The following is a 12,385-nucleotide window of genomic DNA, read 5'->3' on the forward strand; positions in this document are numbered from 1 at the left end:
GTTGGGGTCTCGGCGAGGCTTGTAACCTGAGCCTCGCCGAAACGCCTCTTTGTCTCTACTGTTGTCCTTGGATTGAATCTTTCTGTCCCGGAAAATAAACACCTATGATTTTATCATGTATAGAAGAATCTGTATCAGAATTTGAGACTGGCGGTAAACTCTACGGTGAACGGCCGTATGTAGCTGCCGGCCATGACGTGTCCGGCATATTGCCCGGCATCCTCTTTCTCGATGAGCTCGGCACCGGCGATACTACCCTTGGCTCCCGTTTGGTTGAGGAAGTTGACTACGGTGCAACCCAGAGCCAGCTTCTTGTTTACCTGCCAGTTTACTCCGCCGAAGGTCTCCCAGCGGCCGTTGAAGTAGTAGGCGTCGTTGATGTTGGCGTAGGTCTTGCTGAAGTAGCGGAAGCTGGTCCAGATCTTCAGGTAGTCGGTAATCATGTAGCTGGGGTCGATCTCGATGATGATTTGCGGAATCTCGGCTACGATGTTGCCCGTGGCGTTGATTTTACCCACGTAACCGTCGGAGAAGGTGACCGAAGTCTCGTACTTCTTGTAAGTAGGTTGCTGGTAGGTAAAGAGGAAGTGCAGGTCGAAGCCCTTGAACGGTGTGGTTACCACGTCGGTGGTCCAGCCCAGCGTCTGTATGTCGAAGTTGAGCGGTGCGGCCATAATCTCGGTTTGTCCGGCCGGGGTCTTGTGCTGCAGGTTCAGTGTCGAGTTGTTGTTGGTCTTCGAGATGTAGGAGAAGAGCGAAGTCAGGCTCAACCAGCTGTTGTTGTAGTAGATACCGGCGCGGCCCAGCGGTACCGAAATCTCACCCACGTTGGGGAGCGTGGCCGGAGCGAAGTTCTCGATTTTGGGGTGCTGGGTGATGTAGGTGAAGTCGCCCGTGAATCCGAACTGCTTGTTCAGTTTGTAGGTGACAGCGGCGGTGAGGGCATAGTTGAACCAGTCGTGGTCGATGTTGGTGGGGGCAATCAGCGTCACACCGTCGGGGGCCGTAGCACCCAGGTAGTAGTTGGCAAAACGTCCCACATAATTGCCGGAGGCATCCTTTACGGCAGCGTTCTCACCGCGCAGAGCCTGGTATTCGAGACGGGCACCGTAGTAGAGGTTCAACCGGTCGGTGATGTTCCAGTCGTGCGTGAAGTAGAGGGCTACCTTGTTTTCGAATCCCTTGTAATACTCCGAAGCGTTTTTGTTGAAGTCGTAGTAGTATCCGTTACCGGCATAGGCGCGGTCGGTGTATGAGGCAAAGTCGGAGTTGAAGAGGCGCACGGGATAGCTGCCGTCCATGGGTACCGACTGGTCATACATGGTGGTCGACGAGGTATAGTCGATGTGGTAGTACCACTCGTTCACACCCAGCCTCCACGTGCTGTTGGCCGTTTGGCGAGAGAGTTCGCTGGTAAACATCAGCGAGTTGATGAAACCGCGGTTGAGGCACGACATACGGCTCTGCACATAGTCGCCGGTGTAGGGTTGCAGGCTGCCGTCGGCCGCTTCGTACTGGTAGTTGATGCCGGCTTCGTTCTGGTCGAGCGACATGGGCGTCTGGTACACGCACGAACCGGTCGAGTGGTCGTACTTGACGATGGCTTTCCAGTTGAGTCCGTTGTCCCACGTGTAGTTGTTCATCAGCGTAACCATGCTTCCCAGGTTTTGGGTGGCGTCGTAGAGGTTGGTCTTCTTAACCTCGCCGGTGCGCATGTCGCGATATACCATCTCGTTGTCGACAGGCAGGTAGGAGGTGGTACCCAGGGCAAAGTCGCCGAACTCGCGCACGCTACCGTCGCCTACATAGATGAAGGGGGCCGATTGCGTGGCATAGTTGTAAACCGGGTGGCTGTTGCTGTAGTGGTAGATGGCGGTCAGTTCGCCCCGGTTGTCATTGTACTTCTTGGTGAGGGCTACCTTGTAGATTTGGGTACGGTCCTGGAAAGGAGTCGATTTGATTTTGAAGGTTCCCGGGTCGAAATCCTGGTAGATGCTGCCGCTGTAGTACCAGTCTTTGCCAATGCCGCCGTTGACGTTGAGCGAGAACTCCTGCATGCCGAAGTGGTTGCTCTTGTAGTTGAGCGTGCCGTGGAATCCCTTTTCGCCCAGTTGCGTGAAGGAGTTGACGGCATAACCGATGTTACCGGTCGTGATGGCCGTCTCCGAGATTTTGAGAAGTCCCACATGGCTGAGGCTGGCGTCGGCACGCCACAGCGAGTTGACGGAGTGGGGGTTGGTGGCGTAGGTCACGAGCATGCCGTTTTCGAGCACGTTGACATCGGCCGAGGGTAAACCTATTTGTATTTCGCGGGGCCCGTTGGCGCTGGCTGCGTTGAGCATCACATTGCGGTTGCCCTCCTCTTTAGAGGTAGAAGCATTTTCGCTCTGGTTGGCATCTCCTTTTTCTTGTTCTTGTGCCATTGCGCTTCCACAAGTCAGGGTCACGAGCAACAGGGCTGTGCCTGCTTTTAGTAGAATTTGATTTACAATACCTTTTTTCATGGTAGCATAAAAATAAAATTTGTGTTAAGTTCTTGTTTTTGGCTTAGCGAGAGCAAAAATAGAAAATGGTTCACGCCGGTACATAGAACAAATGTTGCGAAAGCTCCTAAAAATGTTGCACGAAACCTCGTTGATAGTGAATGTAACATTTTTAATAGTCTTGGAGCGGGCCATTTAAAGCGGCAGCACCCGGTCTCACGGGGTGTGAGCGGGTGCTGCGGTATGCGTTGGATGTATGGATGGGTCGGGAGGTCAGGGAGCCACGACGCCCAGCTCGGCTACCGAGGTCTGGGCTCGGCCGTCGATCTCTTCGAGGGGCTCGAGTTTCAGGTATCGGGTTTGGGGGATATTCTCCAGCGCGACCACCTGGGGGATGGGGTTGTTCTTGATGTTGCTGAACTCGCCGTTTGCGACAATGCGCTCCCACGTCTGGCCGTCATTGCTGCGGTAGAGGTGGTAGCGGAACATGGTTCCCTCGGTGTTGCCTTCGGCTACGGGGGTGTAGCAGAATCCTGTTATTGCCTTGGGTTCGCCCAGGTCGACGACGATGGGCACGAGGCCCTCGCCACGGGCGGCGGTAGTGCTGTTGCCGTCGATGGCCTGGGGGGCGGGCTGGTTGCCCAACCGGCAGCTCTTGGGGGCGATGAGGTTCAACCCCTCGGTGTCGGTGGCTTCGATGATGGGTTGCGCGTAGTAGAGACCCACGCGGGCGATTGAGAAGTCGGCCCTCGAGCGGTCGATGGTCACCCGCAGTTTGTCGGCCACGAGGTTGTCGAACCGCACGAGTCGTTTGTAGCCCACGGTGGTACCCTGGGCAATCGGGAGCCAGGTGCCGTCGATCGAGGCCTCTACGGTGAAGGCTTCGATGCGTTGCCCCTGCTCGATGTCCTCTTGCAGCATCAGGGTATTGACGGGGACGTTGTCCTGTATCTCGATTTCGAACGAGTCGCCCTCCCGGCCGGTAAACGTGCGGTTGCCGGCGAGGCTGTAGTCGGTAGCGAAGGTGCGTTGGATGTACTGCCCCAGTTCATGCAGCCGTCGGGCATCGTTCTCGTGGATGAGTCCCCGGGTGTCGGGCGGGATGTTGAGCAACAGCACCGAGTTGTAGCCCACCGACTCGAAATAGATGTCGACGAGGCGGGCGAGCGATTTCACCTGATTGTCCTCGGCCGGGTGATAGAACCACCCCGGACGGATGGAGACGTCGACCTCCGACGGGTACCAGAATAGCTCGTTGGCCCGGGCCAGCAGCTCGCGGCTGCCCAGGTCTTCGCTCTTATTGGCCAGTCCCAGAGCCTGGTTCACGCTGTCGGCCCGCTGGTAGATGCCCGGCACGAGAGCCGTGGCGCTCCACTCGGTCTCCCGGCCGAATCCCTTCTCGTTGCCTACCCACCGCACGTCGTCGCCCATGATGGCCATCACGGCGTTGGGTTGCAACCGTTGTATGGTCTTGTAGAAGGCATCCCAGTCGTAGACCTGTTTCTTGCCGTTGGGGCCTTCGCCGCAAGCACCGTCGAACCACACTTCGTGAATCTCGCCGTAGTGGGTGAGCAGCTCGGTGAGCTGTTGGATGAACAGCTGGTTGTAGCGGGGCGAGTCGCCGTAGCACTCGGCATTGCGGTCCCAGGGCGAGAGGTATACACCGAACTTCAGACCGTATTTGTCGCAAGCCTCCTTCAGCTCTTTCACCACATCGCCTTTACCCTCTTTCCAGGGCGACGAGGCTACCGAGTGGCGCGTGGTTGCCGTGGGCCACAGGCAGAATCCGTCGTGATGCTTGGCCGTGAGGATGACCATCTTGAAGCCCGCCTCCTTGAGCGTGCGGGCCCATTGCTCGGCGTCGAGCTGGGTGGGGTTGAAGAGGCGGGGGTCTTCCTGGCCGTCGCCCCACTCCTTGTTGGTGAAGGTATTGATGCCGAAGTGCAGGAAGGCGGTCAGCTCCAGTTGCTGCCATTGCAGCTGCTGGGGCGACGGGGTCAGGCGCGAGGCCATGTCGACTTTCTGTTCGAGGGTGGCTCCTTCGGGAAATACGAGATGCTTTTCGTAATACTGGGTTTTGCTCGACTGGCAGCCCATGAGCAGCAGCCCCAGCAAAGCAGCGGTGATGCAGGTGTGTTTCATTGCGGGTAATTTGTTGTTTATGGTCACAAAGATAATGTTTTTGTCCAAAGAAAACAGAGCGAGGGGAGACTTCGTCGGATAAAATCGAGTAGGGGGGACGAAGAGGCACCGGCGGTCGTTGGTGAACCCGGGCAGGGAACCGTCACAGATTGGTCCGGCTGCCCCCCGAGTTGCGGGCAATGAGTAGGTCGTAGATGTGGTTGGCAAACTGCCGGCCCACGGGCAGCAGTGTCTCTTGCCCGGCGAGCTTGATTTTCTTTTTGGAAAACATCTCCACGCGGTCTATCGGTACGATGTAGGAGCGGTGTATGCGCAGGAAACTCTCCTCGGGCAGAATCTCCTGGAGGGCCTTCATGTTGGTGCGCGACAGGATGTAGCCGCCGCTCTCGCGGAAAATCTTGGTGTAGTTTTCCATCGCTTCGATATAGAGAATATCGTTGGTGGGGATGGTCACGTTGTTGTATTCCTGCTTGACCACGATGCTGTCGGGGGTGCGGTCGCGCTCGGTCTCGATGCGGCGGATGGCCTTCTCGACCGCCTTCTCGAACCGCTCGTAGGCAAAGGGCTTGTGCAGGAAGTCGACGGCGTCGAGCTCGAAGCCGTTGAGGGCATACTGGGCGTGAGCCGTGGTGAAGATGAAACAGCACTCCTCGGGCAGGTCGCGGGCTATGTCGAGGCCGCTGATGCTGTTCATCTCGATGTCGAGAAACACCAGGTCGGGCTTGCAGCGGCGTATCTCCTCGAGCCCCACGAGGGGTTCGCTGAAGGTGGTCAGCTCCAGCCCGCCGAATCGTTCGCAGAACTGGGTGATGACGAGCAATGCCAGAGGCTCGTCGTCGATGGCTATGCAGGTGGCTTTTTTCATTGTAGTTGAATAGTCAGTCGGGTTTTAAACTGGTTGCCTTCCCGGCCGGTCGTGAGCGAGAAGCGGCCGGGGTAGAGCAGCTCCAGCCGTTTGCGGCAGTTCTCGATGCCGATGGCCGGGGTCGGCTCCTTCTTCTCCTTCATAATGGTGTTTTCGGTCTCGAAGTGCAACACCCCCTCCTTCACGGCAATCTGGATATAGATGGTGCAGTCGACATCGGACGAGGTGCCGTACTTGAAGGCATTCTCGACAAAGGTGATGAGAATCATGGGCGGTATCTGGGCCTGCTCGTCGTCGGTCTCGGTGTGGAAGTCGATGTGGGTATGGCGGTTGAGGCGCAGCGACTGCAGGTCGACATACTGCCTGATGTATTCGATTTCGTTGCAGATGGGTATGGTGTCGAGTGTAGTCTGGGTGTACATGTACTTGAGGATGTCGGAGAACTGGATAAAGGCCGACTCCGTCTTGTCCGATTTGGTGAGCACCAGCCCGTAGAGGGCATTGAGCGTGTTGAAGAGGAAGTGCGGGTTGATCTGTGCCTTGTAGAGCGCCAGCTCGGCCTTGTTCTTCTCGGCTTCGATTTCCTGCTTCGAGAGTATCTGCTTGAAGAGCTCGAACATCAGCTCGATGGCCAGGCTGAACCCCGTGACGACGAAAAAGAAAAACCACACGCTCAAGCTCCGGATGTGCTGGCGTATGCCCCAGTCGCGAGGCGACTCGATGAAGTCGTCTTTCGGGATAGGTATCTGGCTGATGGCCCAGGTGATAAAGATGAGGACCACCATGAGCAGCACGACGAGCCTGAACTGCCGCTGCATGATGAGCCCCGGTATATTCACCTTGCGGTAGGTGAAATAGAGCAGATAGACGTAGACAATGAGCAGGAGCATGAAGTAGGTGTGGTGAATAATCCACTTCTCTACCGGTACCAGCATGATGAGGAGCGGCAAGATTATGAAGCTGAAAATCAAGTCGATATAGATGCTGATGCGTGTGTAGTTGGTCATGGCTCTGGTATTTGCGTGGTGCGAAGGCGGCCCCTCGCGTTATCACAAAGGTAGTTTATTTTTAAGAATCTGCCGTGCCGTTAGGCATCACTTTTTTGCCGTTTATCAATAAATGTTCCGATATTGTGAGATAGTTTATAAATTTGAGAATTGGTTTAAGATAGGTATTTTCTATTCCATACGCATTATTTAGTATTTATCACATAAAACAGCAACAATGAAAAAGATTATCATTCTGGCTATGGCAGTCTTGCCTTTGCTTGTGGCTTGCAAGGAGCAGAAATCGAGCGAGGGTGCAAAGTACAAGCTACTGACCGTAGAGCCTAAGAATCAGACATTGACATCGGACTACACGGCAACCCTCCGCGGCCGTCAGTTCGTAGAGGTACGGCCGCAGGTGAGCGGCATCATTACCGAGATTCGCATCGACGAGGGCGATGTCGTGCGCAAGGGGCAGACCCTCTTTATCATCGACCAGGTGCCCTACAAGGCAGCCCTCGAGACAGCGGTAGCCAACGTGCGCAGCGCCGAAGCCCAACTGGCTACGGCCCAGCTCTCGGCCGAGAGCAAGGAGGCTCTTTACAAGGAGCGGGTAGTCTCGGAGTTCGATTTGCAAACAGCCCAAAACACGTTGGCCGAAGCCAAGGCCTCTTTGGCTCAAGCCAAGGCCCAGGAGGTGAATGCCCGCAACAACCTCTCCTATACCGAGGTGAAGAGCCCCGTCGACGGCGTGGCCAGCATGATTCCCTACCGGGTGGGGGCGTTGGTCAGCAGCTCCATTACCGAGCCGCTGGTTACCGTCTCGGACGATGCCGAGGTCTATGCCTACTTCTCCATGACCGAGAACCAGATACTCGACCTCATTCAACAATATGGTTCGCTGCAGAAGGCTAAGGAGCTGATGCCCGAGGTGAAGCTGCTCTTGAGCAACGGCAGCACCTATGACCTGCCGGGAAAGGTCGACGCCATCAGCGGTACGGTCGACGAGGGTACGGGTGCCGTAAGCATGCGGGCCGCCTTTGCCAACCCCGACGGGCTGTTGCGCAACGGCGGCAGCGGTTCGGTAGAGATTCCTACCGTCTACAAGAACAGCCTCGTGATACCCAAGACAGCTACCTACGAGTTGCAGAACCGTGTGTTTGTGTGGAAGGTGGTCGACGGCAAAACCCAGTCGGCCCCCATCACCGTCTATAAATACGACGACGGGCAGAACTACATCGTGCTCTCGGGGCTGACGGCCGGCGACGTAATCGTGGCCGAGGGTGCCGGTCTGTTGCACGAGGGTATCGCCATCGATATAGAACAGTCTACAACCCAGCCAAACGATAGTGCCTTATGAAGATAAGAACCTTTATCGACCGTCCCATCTTTGCCGGGGTTATCTCGGTATTGATTCTTATCCTGGGAATTATCGGTTTGACTCAATTGCCTATCGAGCAGTTTCCCGAGATTGCTCCGCCTACGGTGAGCGTATCGGCCTCCTATACCGGAGCCAATGCCGAGACGGTGCAGAAGAGTGTGGTGGTGCCTCTCGAGGAGGCCCTCAACGGTGTGGAGAACATGACCTACATGACCTCTACCTCGTCGAACAACGGCTCGGCCCGTATCACGGTCTACTTCCGTCAAGGTACCGACCCCGATATGGCTACCGTGAACGTGCAGAACCGGCTGGCTTCGGCACAGGGTTTGCTGCCGGCCGAGGTAACCCGCAGCGGTGTGAACGTGCGCAAGCGCCAGACGAGTAACATCAAGCAGCTGGCCGTCTACAGTCCCGACGATTCGTTCGACCAGGCTTTCCTGGCCAACTATATGAAAATCAACATCGAGCCTCGCCTGTCGCGTATTGCCGGCGTGGGCGAGGTGAATGTGTTCGGTTACGAGTATGCCATGCGCATCTGGCTCGACCCGAGCAAGATGAAGAAGTACGGACTCGTTCCCTCCGACATTACCGGCGTGCTCGACGAGCAGAACATCGAGGCCGCTACCGGTACGTTGGGAGCCGAGGCCGAGAACACTTTCCAGTATGTGCTCAAATACCGGGGCCGTTACGAAAACGAGGTCGACTATGAGAACATGGTCATCAAGTCGCTTCCCGGTGGCGAGGTATTGCGCCTGAAAGATGTGGCCACCATCGAGCTGGGTACCCGTTCCTACGACTACATCGGCGAGGTGAACGGTCACCCGGGCTGTATCATCATGATTTCGCAAACCTCGGGCTCGAACGCCAACGAGATTATCGAGGAGATAGACCGCTCGTTGGCCGAGATTTCCAAGACCCTGCCCAAGGGTATCAAGATTGTCGACCTGATGAGTACCAAGGACTTCCTCGACGCCTCGATCAAGAGCGTGGTCAAGACCCTCATCGAGGCCATTCTGCTGGTGGTACTGGTGGTCTATATCTTCCTGCAGAGCTTCCGATCCACCTTTATACCGACCGTCTCCATTATCGTGTCGCTGGTGGGAACCTTTGCCTTCCTCTATCTGGTGGGCTTCAGCCTCAACATGCTTACGCTGTTTGCTCTCGTGCTGGTTATCGGTACGGTGGTCGACGATGCGATAGTGGTGGTCGAGGCGGTTCAGGCGAAGTTCGACGAGGGGTACAAGTCGGCCTACCTGGCTACCATCGATGCCATGGACGGCATCACCTCGGCTCTGGTTACGACTACCTTTGTATTCATGGCGGTGTTTATCCCCGTGAGCTTTATCGGCGGTACCACGGGTACCTTCTATACGCAGTTCGGTCTCACGATGGCGGCGGCCGTGGCCATCTCGCTGCTCAACGCCCTGACCTTGAGTCCGGCCCTGTGTGCCCTCATTATGACACCCCACCAGACCGGGGCCGACGGCAAGAAGCTCAGCTTCTCGTCGCGCTTTCACATGGCCTTCGATACGGCTTTCCACCGGCTGGTGATGAAGTATAAAGGGGGCGTATTCTTTATGATCAAGCGCAAATGGCTGGCCGGCGTGCTGCTGGTGATTGCCTGCGTGGGATTCTTCGTGCTGCTCAAGACCACCAAGACCGGTCTGGTGCCCAACGAAGATATGGGTACCGTCTTTGTCGACGTGCGTACCTCGCCGGGTAACAGCATATACGAGACCCGCAAGGTCATCGAGCAGGTCGATAGCTGTCTGCGCACGATTCCGCAAATCGAGGTGCTCTCGAGCATTACCGGTAACTCGATGCTGAGCGGGCAGGGTGCCTGCAACGGTATGTTCACCATCCGGTTGAAGGACTGGAGCGAACGTCCCAAGAAAGAGGATGCCGTCGATGCCATCATCGAGGAGATACAGCGCCGCACGGCCTTCATCTCGAGTGCCGACATCATGGCCTTCACCCGACCCATGATTCCGGGTTATGGCGTGAGCAGCGGTTTTGAGGTCTATGTGCAGGACCAGAAGGGCGGCACGATTGAGGACCTGCTGAAGTACACCCGCAACTTCCTTACCGAGCTCAACAAGCGGCCCGAAATCGGACGGGCCACCACCTCGTTCGATACCAAGTTCCCGCAATACCTCGTCGAGGTCGATGCCGCGCTGTGCAAGCGCAACGGCGTGTCGCCCACCGACGTGCTCAGCACCCTCTCGGGCTACATCGGCGGTAACTATGCGTCGAACATGAACCGATTCTCCAAGCTCTACCGCGTGATGGTGCAGGCTCCGCCCCAATACCGGCTCGACACCGAGGCGCTCAACAACATCTTCGTACGCAACGATGCGGGCGAGATGAGCCCCATCGCCCAATACCTGAAACTCACCCGCATCTACGGCTCCGAGGTGTTGACCCGTTTCAACCTCTTCTCGGCCATTCAGGTGAACGGTGCACCGGCCACGGGCTACAGCTCGGGCCAGGCCATCCAGGCGGTGAAGGAGGTAGCTGCCCAGACGTTGCCTACGGGCTATGGCTTCGAGTTCGGCGGCATGTCGCGCGAGGAGTCCAGCACGGGCAATACCACGACGCTGGTCTTTGTCATCTGCGTGGTCTTTATCTACCTCATTCTGTGTGCCCTCTACGAGAGCCTCTTCATCCCGCTGGCGGTGATTCTTTCGGTACCCTTCGGTTTGGCCGGCAGTTTCCTCTTTGCCAAGATGTTCGGGCTCGAAAACAACATCTATCTGCAGACGGGTCTGATCATGCTCATCGGTTTGTTGTCGAAGACGGCCATCCTCTTGACCGAGTATGCCTCGGAGCGTCGCCGTCACGGCATGACCATCTCGCAGGCAGCCATCTCGGCGGCTCAGGTGCGGTTGCGTCCTATCCTGATGACCTCGCTCACCATGATATTCGGTATGTTGCCCATGATGTTCGTTTCGGGCGTAGGGGCCAACGGCAACATCTCGATTGGCGTGGGTACCGTGGGCGGTATGCTCATCGGTACGATAGCCCTGCTTTTTATCGTGCCGGTGCTCTTCATCGTGTTCCAAACCCTGCAGGAGAAGCTCATGCCCGAGCGTAAGTTGCCCAAGATAGAAGAAAAGAAATGATACGACTTCCTGAATCACCATTCGATATGAAAAAGATATTTATAGGTTTGTTTCTGTTGACCGGCCTGGCCGGTTGTCAATATCGGACGTACGAACGTCCCGCGATTGCCGAGACCGACAGCCTCTACCTGCGCTCGACCGCCTCGGCCGATTCCGCCTCGATTGCCGACCTCTCGTGGAGGGAGCTCTTTACCGACCCTCTGTTGCAGAATCTCATCGACAGCGGCATCGCCAATAATACCGACCTGAACATCGCCCGCCTCAAGGTGGAAGAGGCGCAGGCGTTGCTCACCGCTTCGAAGTTGGCCTACCTGCCATCGGTATCGCTTACCCCGCAGGGGACCCTCCGCAGCGTCGAGGGCGGTAGCACTACCAAAAGCTACGACCTGGCCGCCTCGGCCGATTGGGAGATCGACCTCTTCGGCCGCATCACCAACGCCAAGCGCGAAGCCAGAGCGGTGCTCGAGCAGAGCGAGGCCTACCGGCAGGCCGTGCAGACCCAGTTGGTGGCTACCATTGCCAACAGCTATTACTCCCTGTTGATGCTCGACAAGCAATACGAGATAAGCCGCTCGACGGCCGAACTGTGGGCCGAGAACCTGCGGGTGATGCGTGCCTTGAAAGAGGCCGGACAGACGACCGAGATGGCCGTGGCCCAAATCGAGGCCAGCAAGCTGGCGGTCGATGCCTCGCTGCTGATGATGCAACAGCAGATTACCGAGATGGAAAACTCCATCTCGTCGCTGCTGGGCGATGTGCCCCGGCAGATCGAGCGCTCTACGCTCGATGCCCAGTCGTTCCCCGACACCCTGTCGGTGGGTGTGCCCCTGCAACTGCTGCAGCGGCGCCCCGATGTGCGTCAGAGCGAGGCTGCCTTGGCTGCCGCCTTCTATGTGACCAACCAGGCCTATGCCGCCTTCTACCCCTCGATTACCCTCAGCGGGTCGGCCGGCTGGACCAATGCGGCCGGTGCCGTCATCACCAACCCTGGGCAATGGCTCTTCACGGCTGTGGGTTCGCTGGTGCAGCCGCTCTTCAACCGGGGGCAGAATGTGGCCAACCTGAAAGTGGCCAAGGCACAGCAGCAGGAGGCGTTGCTCTCCTTCCGCCAGTCGTTGCTCGATGCCGGTACCGAAGTGAACAATGCCCTGTTGCAATGGCAGACGGCCCGGCAACGGCTCGTGATAGATCAGCAGCAGATAGCGTCGCTCCAGTCGGCCGTGCACAGTTCCGAGCTCTTGATGCTGCACAGTTCGCAGAACTACCTCGAGGTGCTCACCGCCCGGCAGACACTGCTCGAGGCCGAGCTCTCGGCCGTCTCCGACCGCTTCGACGAAATACAGGGGGTCATCAATCTCTATCATGCCCTGGGCGGCGGATATTGATACATCGAATCCTGCAATAAA

General features: G+C 57.1%; 7 protein-coding genes. 3 read left to right on the forward strand and 4 right to left on the reverse strand.

All coding sequences use genetic code 11. The features are described 5' to 3' along the window. Positions 1 to 134: 134 nt before the first annotated feature. The 4 genes from ABGT88_RS05535 to ABGT88_RS05550 all read right to left on the reverse strand — a co-directional run bounded on the left by ABGT88_RS05535 (position 135) and on the right by ABGT88_RS05550 (position 6,497). Positions 135 to 2,423, reverse strand: coding sequence for a TonB-dependent receptor (locus ABGT88_RS05535; protein ID WP_298663933.1), 2,289 nt, complete (start codon positions 2,421 to 2,423; stop codon positions 135 to 137). Between the two features lie 333 nt (positions 2,424 to 2,756). Next, positions 2,757 to 4,625, reverse strand: coding sequence for an alpha-L-fucosidase (locus ABGT88_RS05540; protein ID WP_346700875.1), 1,869 nt, complete (start codon positions 4,623 to 4,625; stop codon positions 2,757 to 2,759). 142 nt (positions 4,626 to 4,767) lie between these two features. Then, positions 4,768 to 5,490, reverse strand: a complete 723-nt coding sequence (locus ABGT88_RS05545) for a LytTR family DNA-binding domain-containing protein (protein ID WP_258327911.1) — start codon at positions 5,488 to 5,490, stop codon at positions 4,768 to 4,770. Further along, on the reverse strand, positions 5,487 to 6,497 hold the full coding sequence (locus tag ABGT88_RS05550; protein WP_087409444.1) for a sensor histidine kinase: 1,011 nt from the start codon (positions 6,495 to 6,497) through the stop codon (positions 5,487 to 5,489). Before ABGT88_RS05550 ends, ABGT88_RS05545 begins: the two co-directional genes overlap by 4 nt. A 217-nt stretch (positions 6,498 to 6,714) precedes the next feature. On the opposite strand from ABGT88_RS05550, the gene ABGT88_RS05555 reads away from it, so the two are divergent. Genes ABGT88_RS05555 through ABGT88_RS05565 form a run of 3 tightly spaced genes read left to right on the forward strand, consistent with a single transcriptional unit; the run spans position 6,715 to position 12,364 of the window. Continuing rightward, the gene (locus ABGT88_RS05555; RefSeq protein ID WP_346700878.1) at positions 6,715 to 7,836 is read left to right on the forward strand and encodes an efflux RND transporter periplasmic adaptor subunit; all 1,122 of its coding nucleotides are present in this window, start codon (positions 6,715 to 6,717) and stop codon (positions 7,834 to 7,836) included. Continuing rightward, positions 7,833 to 10,979, forward strand: coding sequence for an efflux RND transporter permease subunit (locus ABGT88_RS05560; RefSeq protein ID WP_346700880.1), 3,147 nt, complete (start codon positions 7,833 to 7,835; stop codon positions 10,977 to 10,979). Before ABGT88_RS05555 ends, ABGT88_RS05560 begins: the two co-directional genes overlap by 4 nt. Before the next feature lie 26 nt (positions 10,980 to 11,005). Continuing rightward, complete coding sequence (locus ABGT88_RS05565) at positions 11,006 to 12,364, forward strand: TolC family protein (protein ID WP_346700882.1); 1,359 nt, start codon at positions 11,006 to 11,008, stop codon at positions 12,362 to 12,364. Positions 12,365 to 12,385: the final 21 nt, after the last annotated feature.

This window comes from Barnesiella sp. An22 (assembly GCF_963931395.1).
GTDB lineage: Bacteria > Bacteroidota > Bacteroidia > Bacteroidales > Barnesiellaceae > Barnesiella > Barnesiella merdigallinarum.

Bases quoted from the DNA above. Each gene is read 5' to 3' on its own strand.
- ABGT88_RS05535 (WP_298663933.1), bottom strand. From the start codon at position 2,423: ATGGCACAAGAACAAGAAAAAGGAGATGCCAACCAGAGCGAAAATGCT.
- ABGT88_RS05540 (WP_346700875.1), bottom strand. From the start codon at position 4,625: ATGAAACACACCTGCATCACCGCTGCTTTGCTGGGGCTGCTGCTCATG.
- ABGT88_RS05545 (WP_258327911.1), bottom strand. From the start codon at position 5,490: ATGAAAAAAGCCACCTGCATAGCCATCGACGACGAGCCTCTGGCATTG.
- ABGT88_RS05550 (WP_087409444.1), bottom strand. From the start codon at position 6,497: ATGACCAACTACACACGCATCAGCATCTATATCGACTTGATTTTCAGC.
- ABGT88_RS05555 (WP_346700878.1), top strand. From the start codon at position 6,715: ATGAAAAAGATTATCATTCTGGCTATGGCAGTCTTGCCTTTGCTTGTG.
- ABGT88_RS05560 (WP_346700880.1), top strand. From the start codon at position 7,833: ATGAAGATAAGAACCTTTATCGACCGTCCCATCTTTGCCGGGGTTATC.
- ABGT88_RS05565 (WP_346700882.1), top strand. From the start codon at position 11,006: ATGAAAAAGATATTTATAGGTTTGTTTCTGTTGACCGGCCTGGCCGGT.